A 23,772-nucleotide genomic window follows, 5' to 3' on the forward strand; every position below is an offset into this window, starting at 1 on the left:
TTTCATCTATCGAAGGTAATGGTCATCAGGCCCGGGCGGTCTCGTTGCCGTCGACCGTGGTTTGCACCGGCGCAGTCGAGGCCTCGAGACTGCGCCCACGGGTTTCCGGCAGGCAAAGTGCCGCGATCACCGCCACACCGTAGGCGACCCCTGCGTCGATGCCAATTGCAGACCCCAAGGACATGGAGTCGCTCATGTGGCCGACCAGGAACGGGAACACCGCGGAAAGTACTCGGCCAAAGTTGTAGCAGAAACCGACACCGGCGCCGCGCACGTCCGCTGGATACAACTCGTTGAACAGCGCACCAAGACTCGCCGGAATGCCGGCGGCGAAGAAGCCGAGCGGAAACCCCAGGAACAGCATCTGGGTATTGGTCAGCGGCAGGAACACATAGCACTGCACGGTGACGACACAGCACAACGCAAACAACACGATGTTTTTGCGACGGCCAATACGGTCGATCAAAAATCCGCTGACCACACAGCCACACCAGAAGGCGAAGATAATCACCGCGAGGTAGCCGCCAGAGTTCAGCACCGACAGGTTGCGCTCTGTCTTGAGGAACGTCGGCAGCCAGGTCATCACTGCGTGGTAGCCGCCGTGCGCGCCGAGGCCCAACAGACCACCGAACAGCGTCACGCGGATGAGTTCAGGGCGGAAAATGCCGGCCAGGGATTTGAAGAAGCTTTGCGGGATGGCGTTTTCTTTTTGCAGGCGCTGGAAGCTGTCGGGCTCCTCGACGTTGCGACGTACCCAGATGATCAGGAACGACGGCAGCAATCCGACCAGGAACATCACACGCCAGGCCATGTCCTGCGGTACAAAGGAGTAAATCAGCGTAAACACCCCGACCGCCAGGCCCCAACCCACGGCCCAGGCGCTTTGCACCGTTCCCATGACCTTGCCGCGATATTGAGGGTTGATTGTCTCAGCCATCAGCACTGCGCCGGCAGCCCATTCGCCACCGATGCCAAAACCCTGGAGCGCTTTGACGATCAAGAGCTGATTGAATCCCGTAACGAACGCGGACAGAAAGGTGAAGACCGAGAACCACAAAATCATCCACTGAAGTGTGCGTACCCGGCCGTAGCGGTCGGACAACGTCCCCCCTACCCAGCCACCAATGGCTGAAGTGACCAGGGTGACACCACTGATCAGCCCCGCGTCGCCCTTGGTCAGGGCGAACGCGGCGATCAACGCCGGAATCGCCAGGCCGAACATTTGTACCTCCAGCGCGTCGAGCGACCATCCGCCGAAGCAGGCCCAAAACGTCTTGCGCTCCCGAGGAGTGACTTGGCGATACCAGCTAAACATGATTCTTATCCTTATAGGTGGAACGTGAGGCAGCCGAGAGCGAACCGCGCCGCTACGAGGCCAGTCAGAACAAACAAAACGATCAAACCAGCGGCGACCGACTCGCCGCTGAACGAAACGCTACCCAGGCACGGGTCAGCGAATATCCACGCGGTAACGGAAGTGCTCGGCATGCCCGCGAGAACGACGCCACTCCAGCGGTGTGCCGGCGTAATCACGCGCCAGCCTCTCGATCACCACCACCGGGCTGTTGACCGGGACTTGCAGCAATCGCGCGTGCACGTCATTCACCGATTCAGCGGTCAGCGTTTCTTCGGCCGAGGCGACGACCTGACCGCAGACCTCTTCATAGATCGGATACAACAGCGGCCCTTTGCTACTCAGGTCGATCTCCAGCAGCGGCTGAAAGCGGTTGCGGGGCAACCAGATTTCTTCGGCGAGCACCGGCTGAACATCGAGCAGACGCACACGAACAATGCGGATCACCGGCGCGTCGAGTGGCAGCCCCAACGCCTGGGCCACCGCCGAGGGCGCGGCCACCGGTTCGATCGACAGGATGCGACTCTCTGGCACCCGGCGCTCGCCGGCAGCGGTTTGAAAACGGAAGAATCGGAACAGCGAAGATTGGAACTGAGGCCGGCGAATGAAAGTGCCTCGACCTTGCTGACGTTCCAGGATACCTTCACTGACCAATGCATCGACCGCTTTGCGCACGGTGCCAGTAGACAGTTGGTATTCCGCTGAAAGCGCAGCTTCGGTGGGAATCGCTTCCCCCGGACGCCAGCGATTGTTGGCGATCTGTTCAGCCAAATGGTCACGCAGGCGTTGGTAAAGCGGCAGGCGAACATCACTGGAAAGAGCATTCATCGACTTTATTCACCTTGTTATCTAGTCATATATATGAATATAGAGGTGAGTATTTCCCCATACCGCTTGGCTGTCAATAAGGGTCAAGGCATTTTGCTGACGAATAGCGGGGCCAAGCCGTAGCCAATCTGCGTCAGTTCGACTCGGAAATCCTCTCCGTTGTCTCCCCTGCCCCCCCGCAAATCTTGTCCATCAACGCTTGAGCCACACCGCTGCCCTGCTCAAGGATTTTGAGGGCGGCACTGATCGCGGATCACCAGAACGGCTACTGACGCATTGCCAGGATCGCTGACAACCGCGCAGTCAATTTTGTGTCTCATCGCCGCACCTTCACCCAAGCCATGAGCAACGCCGAGGACAGTACCCCGACCGTCATGAAAATATAGGCCGCTCCGGGGTTGCCGGTAAGGCCGATCAGGTAGCCGACAATCCATGAGCCCACAAAGGCACCTAATGCCCCGCAAGCGTTGATCAAACCAATTGCGCCACCGAAAACATTGGAGGGCAGAACTTCCGGGATCAGCGCAAAAAATGGTCCGTAAGGCGCGTACAAAGCCGCCCCGGCGATGCTCAGCAAAGCAAACGACAACCAGAAATGGCTCGGGCCAAGCAAGTAGGAGCAGAAAAATGCCAGCGCACCCAGCGCCAGAAGCGGCCAGACAAAATGTTTACGCTGCTGGGATTTATCTGACATCCAAGACACCGCAAGCATGGCGGCCACGGCCGCGACATAAGGCACAGCGCTCAACCAGCCTACCGTGACAATATCCGTAGCCGCGGCTTGTTTGATGATCGTCGGCAGCCACATGATGAATCCGTAAACCCCGATGCTCCACAGCGCGTGGACGCAGCACAGTTGGATCACCACCCGGCTGGTAAACGCCTGGCGGTAATTACGCACCACCTTCATGCCTTTCTGTTCGTTTGCCAGTGTCGCGGCCAGCTGGTTTTTTTCCTGCTGAGTCAGCCAGTCGACCTGCTCGGGCTTGTCCCGCGCCAGCCGCCACCAGATGAACGCCCACAACACTGCTGGCGCGCCTTCAATCACGAACATCTCGCGCCAGCCCCACGCGTGAATCAAATAGCCCGAGACCACCGACATCCAAAGTACGGTGACCGGATTGCCGAGAACCAGAAACGTATTGGCACGCGAGCGTTCCTTGCGGGTGAACCAGTTACTGATGAAAATCAGCATGGCGGGCATCACTGCGGCCTCGACGATGCCCAGCGACACCCTGATCACCATCAACATCGGAATATTGGTCACCAGCCCCGTGGCCATCGCGCAGATGCCCCACAAGATCAGGCTCCAGAACACCAATTTGCGCACACTGTATTTCTGCGCGTAGATAGCGCCCGGAACCTGAAAGAAAAAGTAGCCCAGAAAGAACAGGGCCCCGATCAACGAGGACATGCTTTTGGTGATACCCAGGTCCTGCTCGATGCCCGCAGCACTGGCAAAGCCATAATTGGCGCGATCCAGATACGCGAGGCTGTAGGTAATGAAAATTAGCGGAATCAGATACCGCCAACGCTTGGGTGCGAAGCTTTTGGTTTTGACGTGTTGACGATTTTCGTCGGTAGCCTGCCCGGCAATATCGACCAGCGACGCTACCTGCTCTTTGAGGTTGCTCATGGATGTCCCCTGTTATTGTTGTTGTTTGCGGCGGGAGTAACATTCAAACGACGCTTGTCAGGCCTCCGTCGACGAAGATCGTTTGGCCGTTGATGAAGTCCGAGGCAGCGGATGCGAGAAATACGGCGGCACCACACAACTCCTCGACGCGCCCCCAACGGCCCGCAGGCGTGCGTTTGCACAGCCATTGGGAAAATTCCGGATTGTCTACCAGTGCCTGGTTCATCTGCGTCGCGAAATAGCCAGGTGCCAACCCATTGGCCTGAATACCGTGGCACGCCCATTCGGCGCACATGCCCTTGGTGAGCATCTTCACGGCACCTTTCGACGCCGCATAAGGAGCGATCGTCGGCCGGGCCAATTCGCTCTGAACCGAGCAGATATTGATGATCTTGCCGCGACGCCGGGCAATCATGTGCCGGGCGACTGCCTGGGACACATGGAAGACGCCGTCTAGATTGACCCGCATCAATTCGTGCCAATCGTTCGCGGCAAAATCTTCCAGCGGTGCCCGCCGCTGAATGCCGGCATTGTTCACCAGGATATCGATGGCTCCGGTCTGCGCCTCAAAGCTATTGATCACTTCGAAAACCTGAGCCTGATCGGTGACATCAAACACCGCGATCTCTGTGCTTACACCCTCGTCACGCAATTGACTTGCGATGAGTTGCGCTCTGTCACTATTACGATCATTGATCACCACAGTGGCGCCCGCAGCTCCCAAGCCTCTGGCCAGTTCAAGCCCGATGCCTTTGCCCGAACCGGTGATCAGGGCCCTGCGCCCGTTAAGCTGGAAGCTACTGGTATTGAATGACATGCTGTTCTCCACAAATGGCCATTTGTTTTTTTCGGCCTTGCCGTCACTTCATCGCAGCCCAGCGGTCACGTCCAATCGTCATTAATGATATCGTGATCAAAATTCATGATAAGCGCGAAACAGCCCCTGAAAGCTCGGAGTATTCAGATGGAAATCAAACATTTGAGAGCATTTGTGACCTTGGCTCAGGAGCTTCACTTCGGTCGAGCCGCGCAACAACTGTCGATCGTTCAACCGGCGCTGAGCATGCAGATCAAGTTGCTCGAGGAAGAACTGGGGGTGCGCCTGTTCGAGCGCAGTCGGCACTCGGTCGCTTTGACCGAAGTGGGACTGATTTTCCTACCGGAGGCGCGCGCGACCTTGCATCAAGCGGCCCATGCAGCGGACGTGGCCAGGGCGTCAGGGCGCGGTGAAATAGGTCGCGTGCGTTTAGGTTTCGTCTCCTCGGTATTACCCGAATTGCTGCCCACCTTGATCCGCTCACTGCATCAACGATTTCCGCGGATTGAACTGGAACTCAAGGACATGCCGGGCCCGGATCAGACAGCGGCGCTGAAAAATGGCCAGCTCGATTTCGGCTTGATGCGTTTGCCGGCCGTGGCCCCGGGGATTCAAACCCTGGAAGTGCTACGGGAGACCTTCATAGTGGCTTTGCACGGCGATCATCCTCTGGCTGTGTGCGGCACGCTGCACCCCACAGCGCTGGCAAACGTACCCGTTTTCGTCCTCGGCAGACGCTATGCACCCGGATTTTACGATGGCCTAATGCATGCCGTGAGCACCCACGGCGCGCAGCTGGAAATAGCATCGGAACTCGGCGAGTTCACCACCATGCTCGCGCTGGTTTCCGCCGGGCTCGGCGTCGGGTTACTGCCGGCTCGTGCCGGGCGTGCCCTGCCCGCCAACGTGATGTCCAAGCCCCTGGAGTTGGGCGATTACCGGGCAACGACCGGCCTTGCCTGGGTTGATCTGGACAGTCCGGTGAAGAACACTGTATTCAACCTGGTGAACGAGCTGTTGGCTGACCCCGCTGCCGAGCGTTTTCGCTAGCGAAAACAGCGGTTGCTCGCGCCGCGCCGCAGGCAAGTGCGCAAACTCCCCTGCCCTCACCGCAGACTAAGCGCCCATTAGCCGCCACTACTCACTGGGCAATAAGCCTTCGGTGAGCATCGATACTGCTTGCTCCGGCGAAGTCAGCGCGGTGTCTATGCAAAACGGCGCTTCGGCCCACGCTTCATATTCGTGATCCAACACAGATTGCCAGGTTGGTGGAATCAACCCGGGAATATCACCCAGCCTCGTTTCTATCCGGCGCCGATGTTCGTTTTTATCCGAGCAAATCACTTCAATATTTACCAACCGAACACCCGCTTTCGAGGCGGCTTCGTTCCACGCCATTCGGCTTTCGACGATTGGATTTACGCAATCAACGATGACCATACGGCCTAGACGAAGATTACTCAGGGCAAGTTCATTCGCGACCATGTAGCCACTGCGCCCCACGTCTTGCGCAAGAGCACCGGAGTTTCGAATCGCTTGTTCGATCGTATCGATCCGCAGGTAGAGGGCGCCTGTCGTAGCGACGAGGGCCTTGGCGATAGTGGTTTTTCCAGTGCCCGGAAGGCCGCTGAATACGATAAGCATTGTCTGTCCTTGGAAGAGTGCAAACACAATGTACCTTGTAACCTCGGTCATCAGATCACCGTTTAAGTTATGCCTCCCACAAAAAACTGACACCTCCATCATTCCTCCACGGTTCCTCCCATAAACCCCGACATTCTTTGCGCACAATCAGCATCTCTAATGTCATCGCCGATTAAGCGGTGGGCGCTTGGATGACTAACTGACGGCCTGAAAAAGATACTCCAAGGGTGTCTCAGCAACCCCATGCTTCAATCCCGGCCAGATCAGCCCCCTGCTTCAAATTCAAACCGAATGGCAAAATAAGGAGTGGCTATGTCTTTTAATATTGGGCTCAGCGGGCTGTTTGCGGCCAACAAACAGTTGGATGTCACTGGCAATAACATCGCCAACGTCGCCACCACCGGTTTCAAATCATCCCGTGCAGAATTTGCTGATATCTATGCGGCTGCCAAGCTGGGTACTGGGCGTAACGCTATCGGTAATGGTGTGAACCTGTCCGGTGTGTCCCAGCAGTTCACTCAAGGCGATGTCAACGGCAGTGGCGGCACACTGGATATGGCGATCCAAGGCGGTGGTTTTTTTGTGCAGAAAGGCAGCGACGGCTCTCTGCAGTACACCCGTAACGGTGCCTTCAGCGCAGACAAAGATGGCTACATCACCAACAATACGGGCACTTCACGCCTGCAAGGCTACGCCGCAGACGCCGACGGCAAGATCATCAAAGGCGGGTTGACCGACCTGCGGCTGAACCTATCGAACCTGCCGCCAAAGGCTTCCAGCAAGGTGGACTCCACCAGCAACCTGAACGCGTCTGCGCCGGCGATCAACCAAGCCACCAAGCCGTTCGACCCAACCGACACCAGCAGCTTCACGACCCAATACAGCACCACCTTGTACGACACCCAAGGCAACTCGCACGCTATGGTGCAGTACATGGTGAAGACGGACGCCAATAAATGGATGTCTTACACGCTGATCGATGGACGCAATCCAGACGGCACGGCGATCAGTGGCCCCGCCGGTGTCGCGCCCAGCGGCTCACTGTTGACATTTGACACGTCGGGCACCCTTTCGACTATTACAGTACCGCCCTCCACCACGTCCAAGACCACCCTGACGATTACCGACTGGAAGCCGGGCGCGCTGGTCAATGGCGCATGGAAAGATAACGGCGCTGCCGCCAACCCGGGTGGCGTTGCGATCAACATGGGCAACATCACACAGTACAACTCTGCCAGCTATCGCAACCCGCCGATCACCGATGGTTACGCGACGGGGCAAATTACCGGCCTGAAAATCGACGGTAGCGGTGTGATGTTCGCCACGTTCAGCAACCAACAAAGTAAAGCGATCGGCCAGCTGTCGCTGGCCAGTTTCAACAACGAGCAAGGCCTGCAGCCGGCGGGTGGCACTGCCTGGAAGGAAACCTTCGCTTCTGGCCAGCCGGGTTATGACGTCCCTCAGGCCGGAACGCTGGGATCGATCGTCGCCAATGCTCTGGAGAACTCCAACGTTAACCTGACCACCGAGCTGGTGAACCTGATCAAGGCCCAGAGCAACTACCAGGCAAACGCCAAGACGATTTCGACCGAGAGCACCATCAACAAAACGTTGCTCCAGATGACGTGAGGCGTGGTCGGAAGTCCATTGTTTGCTCCACCCGATAGATCCTGACCCCGCACCACCGCCGCCAAGGAGATTTGGATGCTGCCTGCACTGTATGTCGCAAAAACCGGGCTTTCTGCCCAGGACACTAACCTGACCACTATTTCCAACAACCTGGCGAACGTCTCGACTACCGGCTTCAAACGTGATCGCGCCGAGTTTCAAGACCTTGTCTATCAGATCAAACGACAGCCAGGCGCACAGTCAACCCAGAACAGTGCACTGCCCTCTGGCCTGCAACTAGGCACCGGGGTGCATGTCGTCGGCACCCAGAAAAACTTCTCTGCCGGCAGCCTGCAAACGACCGGTCAACCTCTGGACCTGGCGCTGAACGGCCGTGGTTTTTTCCAGATACTGCAACCCGACGGCAGCCTTTCCTACACGAGGGACGGCACGTTCCACTTAAATGCAAACGGTCAGATCGTCACAGCGAATGGGTTCGCCCTGGAACCGGCGATCGTTGTCCCCAACAACGCCCAGACATTCACCGTGGGCCAGGACGGGACTGTATCGATCACTGTCGCCGGCAGCCCTGCCTCGCAGGTGATTGGCAATCTGCAGATAGCCGATTTCATTAATCCGGCAGGCTTGCAAGCACAAGGCGCCAACCTCTTTCTGGAAACCGCCGCCAGCGGGGCTCCTCAAGTCGGCACTCCAGGAGTCAATGGTATCGGCACAACATTGCAGAGCACCTTGGAAACCTCAAACGTGAGTACCGTTGAAGAGATGGTCAACATGATCACCACTCAACGAGCCTATGAAATGAACTCCAAAGTTGTCGCTACCGCAAAAGAGATGCTAGGCAACCTTACAAAGAGTCTTTGATTGAGTAACGAGACAGCACCGATTCAATGCTGCCATGACGACTGTCACGATCGTATATCCCTAGCCGCCAGCGTACCAAACAGCCAAACCTCATCCCTCAGCCATCACGAATTGCCGATGGCTGCTGGCGTTAGGATTGAGTCGAGTTGTCTAAATCAGCGGTGATGCTCAGAGCCGAAATCGATCCACCGACTGCGACAATTTCCCCGCCAACGCAGACAACTCGTCCGTCGTCGAGGCCGTCGTGCCGATCACCTGGCTGTTGCGCTGCGACATGCTGGCAATCATCTCCACTTGATGGGCAATTTCGTTACTGGCCAGGCTTTGCTCGCTGATGGTGCGGGAGATGTCGTTGACCAACTCAGTGGTGTTGAGGGTGGCCTGGAGAATCTCGCGGATGGCGCGCTCGACTTCGGCGGTCACGGCCATGCCCTTGTCCACTTGTGTGACGCCCTCCTCCATGCTGGTCACCGCTTCGCGGGTGTTTTGCTGGATACGGCCGACCATGCTGGCAATTTCCTGGGTCGAGGCGCTGGTGCGTCCGGCCAGGCTGCGCACTTCATCGGCGACTACCGCAAAACCGCGCCCCTGTTCACCGGCACGGGCGGCTTCGATCGCGGCATTCAGGGCCAGCAGATTGGTTTGATCGGCAATGCCCTTGATGACCTGGATAATGCTGAAGATTGCCTCGGACTCCTTGTCCAGCGTGCGGATGACGTGAGCCGACTGCTGCGCCGAACGGGCAATGCCAGCCATGTCACTGACCACTTGGTGGATCACCCGACCGCCGTCCTTGGCCAAGGCTTCTGCCTGGTTGGCCATGTTCAGTGCGCGCGCCGCATGTTGGGTGATTTCCTCGATACTGGCGGTCATTTCACTGGCCGCCGCCGCCATGGTGCTGGCGGCGCTACTTTGCTGCTGACTGCTGCCCGCCACCTCATGGCAACCCTGGCTCAACTGCTCGCTCATGCCATTGACGCCATGGGCATTGCTGCGCACCACTTCGATCATGCCGCGCAGGTCCCGCTGCATGGTGCCGAGGCTGCGTATCAGCGCGCTGGCCTCGTCCTTGCGCTGGGGCTCGACAATCGGTTCGCTCAAATTGCCACGGGCAATGCTGTCGGCGATGCGGCTTGCGGCCTGCAACGGCCCCATGATGCTCCGGGTAACCCAGCGGCCCTGCGCCAGGAGCAGCAGCAGGCTCGCAATCAACACCACGCCCAAGGTGAAGTTGGCGTTGCTGATGGTTTGTCGGGTGCCGATGCTGGTTTGCTGCGTATTGGTTTCGATCAGCTCGCTGAGGCTCGCCAGCTGACCTTCCAACTGGCTGAAGGCTGTATTGAAGGTCTCCAGTTCGCCGCGAGCGGCCTCCGGGTTGTCCAGCGCGAGTGCCACAATGCGTTCAGCGGCGCTGATATAGGTATCCAGGCTGGGTTTGATTTTTTCCAGGCTGGTCTTGAGCGTGTCGCCCAGCGGCAGCTTGAGGTTGTCCTCCAGCACCTGGCGAAAGTGCTCGGCATGCTCCTTGAGCGAGTTGCCGACCTCGGCCTTGGTGCTGGTGCTTTTACCCAACCCGACCAACATCGCCGACAACACATCGGCGCGCAGGGCGTCGTGCATCATGTCGGCTTCCATGTGGTTGCGCAGCACCGTCATGCTGATCTCGTTATCCTGCACGGCATCGGCCATCCGGACGTTTCCCAGGTAACCGGCCAGGCTCATGATCAAAGCGGTGAGCAACCCGGTCGCAATCAATAGCCATAAGCGTAATTTGATCGTCATGCTGGTCATCCCCGTAGCCTGGACAGCCGGTTGGGAACCCAACCGCTAGAGCGTCACTGATACTGTTATCGGCAGAGGCTCCCTGTTATTGAAGCTCAATTGCGCAGATCTGCGCAGATAAACTCAAAGCCCTCCCCGCCTTGTTTGCGCGGGGGCGGTTCTTTAAGCTGACCGACCTTTGCTTCACCCGGAACTGCCCATGCCTAAACGTATCGCCCGCCTTGCTTTGCTGCTAGGTCTGATCACGGCCGTCGGCCCCTTTGCCATCGATATCTACCTGCCAGCGCTGCCGACCCTGGGCGCCAGCCTGCAGGCCTCGCCGGCAGCGGTGCAGATGAGCCTCACGGTGTTCTTCATGATCATCGGCGTCTGCCAGCTGTTTTATGGCCCGATCAGTGATGTGTTCGGGCGCAAGCCGCCGATCTATGCCGGGTTGGTGATCTTCGCCGTGGGCAGTATCGGCTGCGCCCTGGCGCCGAGCATCGAAGTGCTGATTGGTTTTCGCGCCGTGCAGGCGTTCGGCGCATGCGCGGGGATGGTGATTCCGCGGGCGATTGTGCGTGACCTGTATACCGGCCATGAAGCGGCACGCCTGATGGCTTTGCTGATGTTGGTGATGAGTGTGTCGCCGATCCTCGCGCCATTGGCCGGTAGCCTGGTGATTGCGCTCTGGAGTTGGCGCGAGGTGTTTGCCGTGCTGGCGGTGGTGGCCGTGTTGTGCCTGGGCATGACCATCGTGCAATTGCCTGAAACCCACCCCGCCGAGCGCAGACTGGGCAAGACCCTGGGGCATGCATTCAGCAGTTATGGGGCGTTGTTGCGCGACCCGGTGTTCATCGGTTTATCGGTGGTGTGCGGGTTCGGCCTGGCAACGTTCTTTGTGTTTATCGGCAGCGCGCCGTTCGTATACATCGAGTACTTCGGGTTGACCCCGACCCAATTCAGCCTGTGCTTTGCGCTGAACGCGGCGTCATTTTTTGCCATGAGTCAACTCACCGCCCGCCTGAGCGCACGCTTCGGGCTGGCGCCGCTGATTCGCTGGTCGGTGGTGGGCGTGGCGGCGGTCATGGTGGTGTTGGCCGCCACCACGCTGTGGGGCAATCACCTGGGCTTGATGATGACACTGCTGTTTATCGGTTTCGGGTTTCTCGGCTTGCTGTTACCGGCGGCCGGTGTGTTGTCCCTGGAGGATCATGGTGCGGTGGCGGGTTCCGCGTCGGCACTGCTCGGCGCGATCCAGATGATCACGGCCGCGGTCTCCATGACCCTGGTGGGAATCTTCGCCGATCACACCCCGGCGCCGATGTTGATTGGCATCGCCCTGTGTGCGGTCGCGGCGATGCTCACCACGTTGTGGACCTTGCGCCGTTTACCGGCGCACTTGCTGCCCGGCGCTCCGCCTTCCTCCTGAGCCATGCCCGAGGATGGAACACGGCGACCGCGCTCGCCGACGGCTACAGGTCAAACCGATCCACCGCGCGCCGGCGCTCATTGTCATCGCGCATGTCATAGCTGGCGGTGGTCTGGATATTGGTGTGGTGCGCAAGTTTTTGTGCAATCGACAGGTCATGTTCCTCGATCACCCGCGTGATGAAAGACCGCCGAAAATCATGGGGCATGATCGTCACCCCGACTTGCTGACCGCGCTGGCGGGCGATGTAGTAAATCGCATGCTTGGTGATGCGTTCGCGGGTGATGTGGCTGCCCCGGCGGATGCGGTTGAACAGGAACGCATCGTCTGGCTCGCCTTCCTTGAGCTGTTCGCGCCGGAATTCGAGCCAGGCCTGTAATTTGGCGAAGGCCCAGCCCGGCGCGTACTTGATCAGTTCCTTGTTGCCCTTGCCGATCACGCGCAGGCTGCGCTCGCCAAAGTTGATCTGCGCCAGGTCGAGGTTGACCGACTCCGACTTGCGCATGCCTGAGCCATACAAGATGCCGATCACTGCAGCATCGCGCAGGCCCTGGGGGCGCGGATCGGCAGCGCATACGTCCATCATTTCGCGGATCAACGTGCGACGCAGATTGCGCCCCTGGCTCAGGCGTGTACCGGGCGCAGCCTTGACCGTGCGGATTTTCAGCAGGTGTTCCTGGCTGATCAGGCTCATGCGCCAGGCTTCGTTCATGACCCCGCGCACAGCGTTGACATACAGCGATGAGGTATTGGGCGCGTAGCCGTCCTCGCGCAAGGCCGCAACCAGCGCGATCACCTGTTCGGGTTGCAGCAGGTGCCAGTCGATCTCCTCAAGGTTGATGTCCTCGAAGCCCAGGCGGTCGGCGGCATCCTGCAGCACGTAACGCATGGTCAGTTGGCTGGAGGGCGCCAGGCGGGTGAGGTAGAGGGTCAGAGGGTTGCGGATAGACTCAGTCAAGGTAGATCAGCCTTTGGATTAAATACCTCGAGTAACCAATTGTTTATTCGAGGTATTTATTGAATTGGCGACGGCCGAGTCTAACGCACGATCGGCCCTGGCGCCAAATCACGGGGCGGTCTCTTCGTCCTCGGTCGGCTCCTGGGACGGGGTCTGCGCCTGGCCCCATTCAGCATCCTGTTTCTGCATCAGCGCGAACCAGTGCTGACGCATGAACGTCAGGTAGGCCTCCGGCGCCTTGGCAAAGTCTTTCTCGTCGCTGTAGCAACCCGGCAAAGGCAACTCGGTGCCCTGCTCCTTGTACTGGCTGACCAACGCTTGTTGCCCGGCGACGCTGCAATCCCTGGGCAGCGGCATGCCACGCAGTGCCCCGGCCTCTTCGTCCCACCAGGCGGCGCCGACCCGGTCGACCCCGCGCAGGCGGTACTTCTGCGCCTTGCCGACATGCATGATCAGTTTGAATTCATTAGGGCTGACATCACTGGTGCAGGTGCGCGTGTAACCCACCGTAGCCTGGGTGGTGCCGTCGCCGGCAAGGTCGGTGACTTTGGTCGCCGCCATGTCGAAGCGCAGCGCGGCATCGAATTCACAGTGCTGCACGTCGTCGTAGAGCATCCACATGCGCTTGGGGCGGTCACCGTCGATCAGATACTGGGCCGCGTAGACAAACGCCGACTGGGTGCCGTCATCCTCGCGTTCGCTGATTTGCTCGGCCAACACCAGCAGGTTCTTGCCCTGGCGGTCGTCCCAGGTGTAGGCGGCAACTTGCTTGCCGCGCACTTCAACCCCTTCCGGCAGTTGGGCCACCGTGGTCAGCGCCACTGCGTCATCGGCGCATGCGGTGGTGACGCAGGCTGCGCTCATCAACAATCCCATCAACACCGGCCGCCATTGGCCGCCTAAACGCTGCACGCTATTCATCCGAGTACCCTGGCAAGAGATGGCTTACTTTACCGGCACTTGAGGCGCAATGCAGAGAAGATTCTTCAATAAACACACGTAGCAGACACTGCCGCCACGCACCACGCAGATCCGCGCCTACTCAGTGGAGCCCGGCGTCATGCAAAACGTTCCTATTACGCTAAATAAACAACACCCTCAGAGCCTTAGTTGTGTAGCTGAACCCTAGCTGTCTACCTGTCAAATAAACGAGTTTTTCATACGGCTTTCATATTCGTTGAACATTTTTACGCTTAATCTTGGCCATAGGACTTGAGAACGAGCCGCACTGTGCCGACTAACTTGTTGATTCCCCTTTACCTTTGTGGTTTTTGGTCTTTACTCTCTGCTACACATGGAAGACCTCAATACCCCACCAGGATGGTCGGATGAACTCCCCAATTCCACACTAGGTTTAACCAGACACCCGCCTTTTCGGCCAGTGGCTGTTGTCTTCACGCTCCAAGTTGCTCAAACCCCGAGGTTATGAATCTTTGAAACCCTACCCTATTCATTGTGTGTCGATCGTTATCCCGGTCTACAACGAACAAGAAAGCCTGCCTGAATTGCTGCGTCGCACGACGGCAGCTTGCAAGCAACTGGCCTACGAATACGAAATCATCCTGGTGGATGACGGTAGCCGCGACAAATCCGCACAATTACTTGAAGACGCTGCCGCCGAAGACGGCAGCAATGTGGTCGCGGTGATCCTCAATCGCAACTATGGCCAGCATGCGGCGATCATGGCCGGTTTCGAGCAGTGCCGGGGCGATGTGGTGATTACCCTCGACGCCGACCTGCAGAACCCGCCGGAAGAAATCCCGCGCCTGGTGGAACAAGCCGCGCTGGGCTACGACGTGGTTGCCACCGTGCGCAACAACCGCCAGGATTCGGCCTTCCGCCGCTGGCCGTCGCGCCTGATCAACCTGGCCGTGCAGCGTTCGACCGGCGTTGCCATGAGTGACTACGGCTGCATGCTGCGCGCGTACCGCCGCACCATCGTCGACGCCATGCTCGCCTGCCGCGAACGCAGCACGTTTATTCCGATCCTGGCCAACGGTTTTGCCCGTCACACGACTGAAATCCTCGTGCACCATGCTGAGCGCGAACACGGCGAATCCAAATACAGCGCCATGCGCCTGATCAGCCTGATGTTCGACCTGCTGACCTGCATGACCACCACCCCGCTGCGCCTGCTGTCCATCGTCGGCTTCAGCCTGGCGGGCCTGGGCGTGCTGTTCGCCGTTGCGCTGATCGTCCTGCGCCTGGCCTTCGGCGCCCAATGGGCCGGCGGCGGTACGTTCGTGCTGTTCGCGGTGCTGTTCGTGTTCACCGGCGGCCAGTTCATCGGCATGGGCCTCTTGGGTGAATACCTGGGCCGCATGTACAGCGATGTCCGCGCCCGCCCCCGGTTCTTTATTGAAAAAGTGCTGCGCAACCAACCGGCAGCACCGGCACCCGTGGTCGTCGTTGACGGCATGGTGTCCTCCCATACCACCACTACTTCCCCTTCCGATCAGGTTTCGTCATGAATTCAAAAGCTGTTGTCTTCGCTTACCACGATATTGGCTGTGCTGGCATTGAAGCCCTGCTGACTGCCGGTTACGACATTGCTGCCGTGTTCACCCATGCCGATGACCCCAAGGAAAACAATTTCTACGGTTCCGTCGCGCAACTGTGCGCCCGCAAAGGCATCCCGGTGCATGCACCGGAAGACGCCAACCACCCGCTGTGGATCGAGCGCATCGCCAAGCTCAACCCGGATTTCATCTTCTCCTTCTACTACCGCAACCTGCTGAGCGAACCCCTGCTGGCCACCGCCCGCAAAGGCGCGTTCAACCTGCACGGCTCGCTGCTGCCGAAATACCGTGGCCGCGCGCCCGCCAACTGGGTGCTGGTCAAGGGCGAAACCGAAACCGGCGTGACCCTGCACCGCATGGTCAAGCGTGCCGATGCCGGCGCGATCCTGGCCCAGCAGAAAGTCGCGATCGAGCGTTCCGACACCGGCCTGACCCTGCACGCCAAACTGCGTGACGCCGCCAGCAGCCTGCTGCGCGACGCCTTGCCGCAACTGGCCGCGGGCAAACTGGCGGAAACCGCCCAGGACGAAAGCAAGGCCACTTATTTCGGCCGCCGCACTCCAGCGGATGGCAAGTTGGAATGGCAAAAACCGGCTGAAGAACTGTTCAACCTGGTGCGCGCCGTGACGCAACCGTACCCGGGCGCTTTCTGCGCCGTGGGCGAGCACAAGCTGATCGTGTGGCAAGCCGAAGTGGTCCAGGGCAACGAAGGCCTGGCGCCTGGCCGCGTGATCAGCGTCAACCCGCTGCGCATCGCGTGCGGTGAAGACTCGCTGGTGATCAAGTTCGGTCAGCGCAACGACAACGGTCTGTACCTGACCGGCCCGTCCCTGGCCAACGAATTGGGCCTGGTAGACGGTTCCGTCCTGCGCGGCGCCGAGTCCGGCCGCAAGCCACGTCGCACCCGTGTGCTGATCCTGGGCGTGAACGGCTTTATCGGTAACCACCTGTCCGAACGCCTGCTGCGTGACGACCGTTACGAAGTCTACGGCCTGGACATCGGCTCCGACGCCATCGAGCGCCTGCGCAGCCACCCGAACTTCCATTACGTGGAAGGCGATATCAGCATCCACACCGAGTGGATCGAGTACCACATCAAGAAGTGCGACGTGGTCCTGCCGCTGGTGGCCATCGCCACCCCGATCGAATACACCCGCAACCCGCTGCGCGTGTTCGAGCTGGACTTCGAAGAGAACCTCAAGCTGGTGCGCTACTGCGTCAAGTACAACAAGCGCGTGATCTTCCCGTCGACTTCTGAAGTCTATGGCATGTGCCAGGACCAGTACTTCGACGAAGACACCTCCAACCTGGTGGTCGGCCCGGTCAACAAGCAACGCTGGATCTACTCGGTCTCCAAGCAACTGCTGGACCGCGTGATCTGGGCCTACGGCGCCAAGGGCCTGAAGTTCACCCTGTTCCGTCCATTCAACTGGATGGGCCCGCGTCTGGACCGCCTGGACTCGGCACGTATCGGCAGCTCCCGTGCGATCACCCAGTTGATCCTGAACCTGGTGGAAGGTACGCCGATCCGCCTGTTCGACGGTGGCGAGCAGAAACGCTGCTTCACCGACATCGCCGACGGCATCGAAGCCCTGGCGCGCATCATCGATAACGACAACGATGCGTGCAACGGCCAGATCATCAACATTGGCAACCCGGAAAACGAAGCGAGCATCCGCCAGTTGGGCGAAGAACTGCTGCGTCAGTTCGAAGCTCACCCGCTGCGCAGCAACTTCCCGCCGTTCGCCGGTTTCCGCGACGTGGAAAGCAAGGCGTTCTACGGCACCGGCTACCAGGACGTGGCTCACCGCAAACCAAGCATCGAAAACGCCAAGCGCCTGCTGAACTGGGAGCCGACCGTGGAGATGAGCGAAACCATCGGCAACACCCTGGATTTCTTCCTGCGTGAAGCCATGCTCGAAATCTCGGACAAGCGCTGATGCAGGCAGGTCTTCGCATTGATGTCGACACCTACCGCGGCACCCGCGAAGGCGTGCCACGGTTGCTCGAGTCCCTGGATGAAGCCGGGGTAAAAGCAACGTTCTTCTTCAGTGTCGGGCCGGACAATATGGGGCGCCACTTGTGGCGCCTGATCCGCCCGCAATTTCTGTGGAAGATGCTGCGTTCCAACGCCGCCGGCCTGTATGGCTGGGATATCTTGCTCGCCGGCACCGCCTGGCCGGGCAAGCCGATCGGCCGCGACCTGGGGCACTTGATGCGCCAGGCCAAGGCCGCCGGGCATGAAGTCGGCCTGCACGCCTGGGATCACCATGGCTGGCAGGCCAACGCCGGACGTTGGAGCGACGCACAGTTGATCGAGCAGGTCCGACGCGGTGTGGACACCTTGAGCGACATCCTCGGTGAACGTATCGACTGTTCAGCGGCCGCCGGTTGGCGCGCCGATGAACGCGTGGTGCAAGCCAAGCAAGCCTTCAACTTTCGCTACAACAGCGATTGCCGGGGCACCAGCCTGTTTCGTCCGACCCTGGCCGATGGCAGCGCGGGCACCCCACAGATTCCGGTAGACCTGCCGACCTTCGACGAAGTCGTCGGGCCGGTGGTGGCTGCCAAGGATTTCAACGGGTTCATTCTCGACCGCTTCGCACAGTCGAAGCTGAACGTCTACACGATCCACGCAGAAGTAGAAGGGATTCTGATGGCCAACGATTTTCGCCAGTTGCTCGCCCAGGCAGGGCAGCGCGGCATCCATTTCAAACCGCTGGGCGATCTGCTCCCGGCGGACGTCTCCACCCTGCCCCAGCAACAACTGGTGCGCGGCGCCCTGAGCGGCCGTGAGGGTTGGCTCGGAGTGCAGCAGGCATGATCCGCCGTTGGGCGCTGCCCCTGCTGCTGTTGGCATTCGGCGCATTTTATCTGTTACCCCTGGCCACCCATGGCCTGTGGATTCCGGATGAAACCCGCTATGCACAGATCAGCCAGGAAATGCTGCTGACCGGCAAATGGGCGTCGCCGCATTTCATGGGCATTCGTTATTTCGAAAAACCGGCTGCCGGTTACTGGATGATCGCGCTGGGCCAGGCGATCTTCGGGCAAAACCTGTTCGGCGTGCGCTTTGCGTCGGCCTTGAGCACCGGGCTCAGCATTCTGCTGGTGTACCTGGTGTCGCGCCGGTTGTGGAATGACCCGCACAAGAGCCTGGTCAGCACAGTGCTGTACATGAGCTTTGTCAGCGTCGTGGCGCTGGGCGGTTATGCCAACCTGGACCCGCAGTTCACCTTCTGGGTCAACCTGACCGGCGTGGCGCTGTGGTTTTGCTTCGACAGCACCACCCGCAACGGTCGCATCGGGTCCTGGGCGCTGCTTGGGGCTGCCTGTGGCATGGGTTTCATGACCAAAGGCTTCCTCGCCTGGCTGCTGCCGGTGCTGATCGCCCTGCCCTACGCGATCTGGCAGAAGCGCTTGCGCGAGCTGCTCGGTTACGGCCTGGTCGCCGTCGCCGTGGCGATTGTCATCAGCCTGCCCTGGGCGCTTGCGGTGCAGAGTCAGGAGCCGGATTTCTGGAACTTCTTCTTTTGGCATGAGCATATCCAACGCTTTGCCGGCGCAGACGCGCAGCACGCCGAGCCATTCTGGTACTACCTGCCGCTGCTGGTCGCATTCAGCCTGCCGTGGGTGGCGCTGTTGCCGTCCACCGTCAAGCAGGCCTGGCAGCAGAAGCGCGCGCCCGGCACCGCATTCCTGCTGTTGTGGCTGCTGATGCCGCTGGCACTGTTCAGCCTGGCCAAAGGCAAGCTGCCGTCCTACATCATGCCGTGCCTGCTGCCGCTGGCGTTGCTCATGGGTAACGCGCTCACCGACAAACTGGCCCAGGCGCGTGACCGTGCCTTGCGCATCAACGGCTGGCTGAACCTGATCCTCGGTGTCGTGGCCTTGCTCGCACTGACGTGGTTCCAACTGAAAAAACCGCTGTACGAACACGGCCAGGAAACCCTCAGCCTGGTGCTGGTATTCACCGGCCTGTTCGGCTGGATCATCGCCAACCTGTTGCAGGTTGCACGCCCACTGAAACTGTGGGCTGCGCCGGCGCTGGGCAGCTGGTTGCTGTTGGCATTGGCCCCGGCCGCGCTGCCCCATTCGGTGGTGTACAACAAGACGCCGGATCAATTCATCATCGACCACCTGCAGGAACTGCAACCGACATCCGCCCTGCTCAGCAATGACCTCGGCGCGGCATCGGCCTTGGCCTGGCGCCTGCAACGCACCGACATCACCCTCTATAACACCATCGGCGAAGTGAAATACGGCCTCGCCTACCCGGACGCCGCCCAGCGCAAGGTCGACATGACCCAGGTCCAGCAATGGATGAACGAGGCCCGCCGGCAAGGCTCTGTGGGCGTGGTGATGCGCGTCAAGGGTGACGAGGAGATCGCCGAAGTGAACCTGCTGCCCCCGGACGGCAAGCGCTATGAGCAAGGCAATATCGTGATCCTGATTTTCCCGCGGGTTGCGCCATGATCACCCTGTTCCTGTTATTGGCCGCCTGCCTGCTCACTTGCATGGGCCAGGTCGCTCAGAAGTTCGCCGTGGAAAGCTGGCGCGACCAGCCTGACGGTTGGGCCCTGAAACTGCGCTCTGCCTGGTTGTGGGCCGCGCTGTTGTGCCTGGGTTTTGGCCTGTTGGTCTGGTTGCTGGTGCTGCAGCGCCTCGAAGTCGGGATTGCCTACCCGATGCTCAGCCTCAATTTCGTCTTGGTCACGTTAATGGCGCGCTTCGTATTCAAGGAGCACATCGACACTCGGCATTGGCTGGGCGTGGCGCTGGTGATTGCCGGCGTCGTGCTGCTGGGGCGCCAGGTATGAGCCGGGCTCGCGGGTTTGCCTTCGCCCTGGGCAGTGTCGGCCTGGTCAGCGCCGCCCAGTTGGGGATGCGCTGGAGCATGACGCGCCTGCCCCTGCCGGACGAATGGCTCGGCGCATTCAGCAGCAACGCCATCGACCTGGGCGCCCTCGGCGTGGTGAGCCTGGCAATCCTCGCTTATGCGCTGTCGATGCTGTGCTGGCTCTGTGCGCTCAAGGATTTGCCCCTGGGCCGCGCCTATTCGCTGCTCAGCATCAGCTACGCGCTGGTCTACCTGTTGGCCGCCAGCCTGCCGGTGTTCAACGAACATTTTTCGCTTTCAAAAACCCTGGGGGTGGCCTTGGTCATCCTCGGTGTACTGGTTATTAACTCTCGTCGTGCTAGCACAGCAAGCCCCAGGAATGCCCCATGAAAATCAGTGTATTTGGTAGTGGTTACGTCGGTCTGGTACAGGCCACTGTATTGGCCGAAGTCGGTCACGATGTCATCTGCATGGACGTTGATCAACACAAGGTCAGGCAATTGCAGCAGGGCCATGTGAGCATTTTCGAGCCAGGGTTGGCGGCGATGGTCAAGGAGAACCTTGAAAGCGGACGACTGAGCTTCACCTTCGATGAAAAGCTCGCCGTCGAACATGGCGAAGTGCTGTTTATCGCGGTAGGTACGCCGTCGGATGAAGACGGTTCGGCGGACTTGAAATACGTGCTGTCGGTCGGCGATGCGGTTGCCCGCCATCGCATCGAGCCGGTGATCCTGGTGGAAAAATCCACTGTACCCGTCGGCACCGGCGACACCTTGCGCGCCCATATCGAAAAGGCCCTGCACGGGACCGGCCGGCACCTGGAGTTCGATATCGTCTCCAACCCGGAATTCCTCAAGGAAGGCTCGGCGGTTGCCGACTGCCGCCGCCCGGACCGCATCATCATCGGCTGCGAGCGTGAAGAAGTGCGCGAAGTCATGCGCGACCTGTACGCGCCCTTCAACCGCAACCACGATCGCATCATCTTCATGGACCTGCGCAGCGCCGAACTGACCAAGTACGCCGCCAACTGCATGCTGGCCACCAAGATCAGCTTCATCAACCAGATCGCCGAACTGGCCGAACACCTGGGGGCGGACATCGAAGCGATACGCCTGGGCATCGGCGCCGACTCGCGCATCGGCTATCACTTCATCTACCCAGGCTGCGGCTACGGCGGCTCGTGCTTCCCCAAGGACATGCGCGCCCTGATCCACAGCGCCAAGCAGGCCCATTGCTCGAGCGACCTGCTCGAAGCCGTCGAAGCGATCAACCAGCGCCAGAAGAGCAAGCTGTTTGAGCGCGTCAACGCCTTCTTCAAGGGCGACCTGCGCGGTAAAACCTTCGCCCTGTGGGGCCTGGCCTTCAAGCCCAACACCGACGACATGCGCGATGCCCCGAGCCGCGTGTTGATGGAAGCGCTGTGGGCAGCCGGCGCCAATGTGCGCGCGTTTGACCCCGAAGCCATGCAGGAAACCCTGCGGATCTACGGCGACGACCCACGGCTGATGCTGATGGGCACTCCGGAATCCACCCTGAGCGGCGCCGATGCGCTGATCATCTGCACGGAATGGCAGCAGTTCAAGGCACCGGACTTCGACCTGATCCACCAACGCCTGAACACTCCGGTGATCTTCGATGGGCGCAACCTGTACGACGGCGAGCGCCTGGCGCGCAAAGGCTTCCAGTACTTCCCGATGGGCCGTGGCGACTCCTGCCAGTTGCCGATTCCCCAGCAACAGTGGGTGCCGCAAGCAGGGGAAGCCTGACAAGTGAAAGATCAAATGCCCCAGCTGATGAACGCAGCGATCCGGCGCCAGTCGCTGGGGTTGGCGCTGCTGGCGTTGCTGTTATTCATCGCCGGTAACTGGCACCAGGCAATCATCGGGTTTGACTCGCGCTTCGTGGTATTCGCCCAGGAGATGCTGCGCCATGGGCCGAGCTTCTTCCCCACGACCTACGGGCAACCGTATGCCGATTACCTGGCGACCTCGACGCTGATGACGTGGCTGCTGTCCTTGCCCCTGGGCCAGGTCAACAGCTTCACGGCCTGGTTGCCGACGTCCATCGCTTCGGCGCTGATCGTCATGCTGGTGTATCGCCTGACGGCGCCCTACTCCCAGCGTTGGGGCCTGCTGAGTGTTGCGCTGCTGTTGCTCAGCAGCACGTTTATCAGCGAAACCCGCGCTGTGTCGCTGGACCAGATGCTCGCGGCCGTGGCCCTGACGGTGTTCTACCTGGGTTATGCACATGATCACTTCGGCGCCGCCAAGCGCTTGCATTGGCTGTACCTGCTGTTGATCGTGGGCTTTGCGATCCGTGGGCCGATTGGCCTGGTGATTCCCACAGGCGTGCTGTGCAGCTACTTCCTGATCAACCGTCAATGGCGCCAACTGTTCAGCTTCGGCCTGTTGGCCCTGGCACTGCTGGGGGCCTGCGTCGGCCTGCTGTTGCTGCTGGCCAAGCTCAGTGGCGGCGAAGCGTTCATGCAGGACGTGATCCGCATGCAGTTCCTCGGGCGGATGGATGGCAGTGAAGGCTCCAGCGGTGCGTTGTATTACTTCAGCAGTTCCCTGGGCAACTACGCGCTGGCTTACCCGCTGGCGTTGCTGGTGCTGCTGGCGATAGCGCTGGGCGGCCGACGCGCACCTGATCCGGCGTTGCAGTTGGTGCTGTACTGCGCCGCGGCGGGCTTGCTGGTGATGCTCGGCTTGTCGGTGCCCCAGGCGAAGAAAGCGCGTTACGTGCTGCCGATGCTGCCGATGGCGGCCATTATTGCGGCGTATCCGTTTCAAGTCGCCCACGGCCGGTTGTTCGGCTGGCTGCGCGGTTTGATGCTGAGCCTGTGGACCGTGTTACCTGCGTTGCTGATCGCCGGGCTCTGGATGGCGCGCCCGCGTTACCCGGAGCAGTTGGCGCACATCGGCTGGGTGTTGGGCGTGCTTGGCGTGCTTCAAGTGCTGGCGTTGGTGGCAGTGTTCCAGGCACGCCTGCGCATGCTGGCGCCGGCGCTGACCGCCGTGCTGGCGGTATGGACCACCTATATTTGGGTGGTCGAGCCACTGGAGCGTAGCCTCTATGACACGCGTACCTTCAGCCTGCAAGTCCAGGCCCAGGTCCACCAGCAACCGGCGCCCGTCGTGCTGCATGCGCTGGGCAAAGATGCCAAAGCCATCAAGTTCATCGTCAACCTCGATTGCGACCGAGTGCCGTTGTTCACACAGCAGCCCGCCGACCTGGCGACGTTGCAAGGCCCGGCGTGGCTGGTCATGAGCCAGGACGACTTCGAAGCGTTGCAAGACCCGCGATTGCGCTCGATCACACCGACGCTCACCGGCACATTCGACAAGAATCCCTACGTGCTGCTGCACTTGGACAAGCCCCTCCAACCTTGACTGCGCCGGCGGCAGCCGGCCAGTTGAGTCCATTATTTTTGTATTTAACCTGCATTAATATGCATTGGCGACCTTGCATCGCGCTCGGCACACTACGCAGG

General features: G+C 60.0%; 20 protein-coding genes and 1 pseudogene. 12 read left to right on the plus strand and 9 right to left on the minus strand.

The annotated features are described in order from the left end of the window. Positions 1 to 25: 25 nt before the first annotated feature. The 4 genes from LQ249_RS15645 to LQ249_RS15660 form a co-directional block, all read right to left on the minus strand. Positions 26 to 1,315 carry an MFS transporter gene (locus LQ249_RS15645; RefSeq protein ID WP_046383483.1) on the minus strand — a complete coding sequence of 430 codons (1,290 nt, stop codon included), beginning with the start codon at positions 1,313 to 1,315 and terminating at the stop codon, positions 26 to 28. 135 nt (positions 1,316 to 1,450) lie between these two features. After that, on the minus strand, positions 1,451 to 2,182 hold the full coding sequence (locus tag LQ249_RS15650) for a GntR family transcriptional regulator (RefSeq protein ID WP_046383484.1): 732 nt from the start codon (positions 2,180 to 2,182) through the stop codon (positions 1,451 to 1,453). Positions 2,183 to 2,498: 316 nt separating this feature from the next. Continuing rightward, positions 2,499 to 3,818 (minus strand): MFS transporter, encoded by a 1,320-nt coding sequence (locus LQ249_RS15655; RefSeq protein WP_232565609.1) that lies wholly within the window; start codon positions 3,816 to 3,818, stop codon positions 2,499 to 2,501. Positions 3,819 to 3,861: 43 nt separating this feature from the next. Then, complete coding sequence (locus tag LQ249_RS15660; protein ID WP_046383486.1) at positions 3,862 to 4,635, minus strand: SDR family NAD(P)-dependent oxidoreductase; 774 nt, start codon at positions 4,633 to 4,635, stop codon at positions 3,862 to 3,864. A gap of 147 nt (positions 4,636 to 4,782) precedes the next feature. On the opposite strand from LQ249_RS15660, the gene LQ249_RS15665 reads away from it, so the two are divergent. Continuing rightward, the gene (locus tag LQ249_RS15665) at positions 4,783 to 5,685 is read left to right on the plus strand and encodes a LysR family transcriptional regulator (RefSeq protein ID WP_046383487.1); all 903 of its coding nucleotides are present in this window, start codon (positions 4,783 to 4,785) and stop codon (positions 5,683 to 5,685) included. 87 nt (positions 5,686 to 5,772) lie between these two features. Here the strand turns inward: LQ249_RS15665 and LQ249_RS15670 are convergent, their stop codons facing one another. Continuing rightward, positions 5,773 to 6,279 (minus strand): AAA family ATPase, encoded by a 507-nt coding sequence (locus LQ249_RS15670; RefSeq protein WP_046385296.1) that lies wholly within the window; start codon positions 6,277 to 6,279, stop codon positions 5,773 to 5,775. 312 nt (positions 6,280 to 6,591) lie between these two features. On the opposite strand from LQ249_RS15670, the gene flgE reads away from it, so the two are divergent. Continuing rightward, the gene (flgE, locus tag LQ249_RS15675; RefSeq protein ID WP_232565610.1) at positions 6,592 to 7,908 is read left to right on the plus strand and encodes a flagellar hook protein FlgE; all 1,317 of its coding nucleotides are present in this window, start codon (positions 6,592 to 6,594) and stop codon (positions 7,906 to 7,908) included. Between the two features lie 75 nt (positions 7,909 to 7,983). Further along, complete coding sequence (gene flgG / locus LQ249_RS15680; RefSeq protein WP_232565611.1) at positions 7,984 to 8,769, plus strand: flagellar basal-body rod protein FlgG; 786 nt, start codon at positions 7,984 to 7,986, stop codon at positions 8,767 to 8,769. A 168-nt stretch (positions 8,770 to 8,937) separates the two neighbouring features. Here flgG and LQ249_RS31800 read toward each other — a convergent pair whose 3' ends face one another. Next, entirely contained in the window at positions 8,938 to 9,801 is an 864-nt protein-coding gene (locus LQ249_RS31800) for a methyl-accepting chemotaxis protein (protein ID WP_371920069.1), read from the minus strand. Beyond that, positions 9,796 to 10,560 (minus strand): annotated as a pseudogene (locus LQ249_RS31805) (MCP four helix bundle domain-containing protein); the annotation flags it as partial. The pseudogene LQ249_RS31805 and the gene LQ249_RS31800, both read right to left, overlap by 6 nt. A gap of 190 nt (positions 10,561 to 10,750) precedes the next feature. Between LQ249_RS31805 and LQ249_RS15690 the strand changes: the two are divergent. Further along, complete coding sequence (locus tag LQ249_RS15690; RefSeq protein ID WP_108524167.1) at positions 10,751 to 11,962, plus strand: multidrug effflux MFS transporter; 1,212 nt, start codon at positions 10,751 to 10,753, stop codon at positions 11,960 to 11,962. 43 nt (positions 11,963 to 12,005) lie between these two features. Here the strand turns inward: LQ249_RS15690 and LQ249_RS15695 are convergent, their stop codons facing one another. Both LQ249_RS15695 and LQ249_RS15700 read right to left on the minus strand, forming a co-directional pair. Then, the gene (locus tag LQ249_RS15695; RefSeq protein WP_017846244.1) at positions 12,006 to 12,920 is read right to left on the minus strand and encodes a site-specific integrase; all 915 of its coding nucleotides are present in this window, start codon (positions 12,918 to 12,920) and stop codon (positions 12,006 to 12,008) included. Positions 12,921 to 13,028: 108 nt separating this feature from the next. After that, complete coding sequence (locus LQ249_RS15700) at positions 13,029 to 13,841, minus strand: M949_RS01915 family surface polysaccharide biosynthesis protein (RefSeq protein ID WP_046383491.1); 813 nt, start codon at positions 13,839 to 13,841, stop codon at positions 13,029 to 13,031. Between the two features lie 512 nt (positions 13,842 to 14,353). Between LQ249_RS15700 and arnC the strand changes: the two genes are divergently transcribed. The 8 genes from arnC to LQ249_RS15740 are packed head-to-tail and all read left to right on the plus strand — an operon-like array spanning position 14,354 to position 23,671. After that, positions 14,354 to 15,391, plus strand: coding sequence for an undecaprenyl-phosphate 4-deoxy-4-formamido-L-arabinose transferase (arnC, locus tag LQ249_RS15705; protein WP_032804319.1), 1,038 nt, complete (start codon positions 14,354 to 14,356; stop codon positions 15,389 to 15,391). Further along, positions 15,388 to 17,379, plus strand: coding sequence for a bifunctional UDP-4-amino-4-deoxy-L-arabinose formyltransferase/UDP-glucuronic acid oxidase ArnA (gene arnA / locus LQ249_RS15710; RefSeq protein WP_232565612.1), 1,992 nt, complete (start codon positions 15,388 to 15,390; stop codon positions 17,377 to 17,379). Before arnC ends, arnA begins: the two co-directional genes overlap by 4 nt. Next, positions 17,379 to 18,263, plus strand: a complete 885-nt coding sequence (gene arnD / locus LQ249_RS15715; protein ID WP_128191418.1) for a 4-deoxy-4-formamido-L-arabinose-phosphoundecaprenol deformylase — start codon at positions 17,379 to 17,381, stop codon at positions 18,261 to 18,263. Before arnA ends, arnD begins: the two co-directional genes overlap by 1 nt. Beyond that, positions 18,260 to 19,915 carry a lipid IV(A) 4-amino-4-deoxy-L-arabinosyltransferase gene (gene arnT / locus LQ249_RS15720; RefSeq protein WP_169881054.1) on the plus strand — a complete coding sequence of 552 codons (1,656 nt, stop codon included), beginning with the start codon at positions 18,260 to 18,262 and terminating at the stop codon, positions 19,913 to 19,915. The genes arnD and arnT overlap by 4 nt, the downstream gene beginning before the upstream one ends. Then, positions 19,912 to 20,259: a 4-amino-4-deoxy-L-arabinose-phosphoundecaprenol flippase subunit ArnE gene (arnE, locus tag LQ249_RS15725; RefSeq protein WP_017846250.1), complete on the plus strand. Its 348-nt coding sequence runs from the start codon at positions 19,912 to 19,914 to the stop codon at positions 20,257 to 20,259. Before arnT ends, arnE begins: the two co-directional genes overlap by 4 nt. Continuing rightward, the gene (gene arnF / locus LQ249_RS15730) at positions 20,256 to 20,669 is read left to right on the plus strand and encodes a 4-amino-4-deoxy-L-arabinose-phosphoundecaprenol flippase subunit ArnF (protein WP_046489489.1); all 414 of its coding nucleotides are present in this window, start codon (positions 20,256 to 20,258) and stop codon (positions 20,667 to 20,669) included. Before arnE ends, arnF begins: the two co-directional genes overlap by 4 nt. Further along, positions 20,666 to 22,045 (plus strand): UDP-glucose dehydrogenase family protein, encoded by a 1,380-nt coding sequence (locus LQ249_RS15735; RefSeq protein WP_057004142.1) that lies wholly within the window; start codon positions 20,666 to 20,668, stop codon positions 22,043 to 22,045. The genes arnF and LQ249_RS15735 overlap by 4 nt, the downstream gene beginning before the upstream one ends. Before the next feature lie 15 nt (positions 22,046 to 22,060). Further along, a complete protein-coding gene (locus LQ249_RS15740; protein ID WP_057004143.1) occupies positions 22,061 to 23,671 on the plus strand; it encodes an ArnT family glycosyltransferase in 1,611 nt (536 codons plus the stop codon). Positions 23,672 to 23,772: the final 101 nt, after the last annotated feature.

It is taken from the genome of Pseudomonas sp. 7-41, from assembly GCF_021233075.1.
Classification (GTDB): Bacteria; Pseudomonadota; Gammaproteobacteria; order Pseudomonadales; family Pseudomonadaceae; genus Aquipseudomonas; species Aquipseudomonas veronii.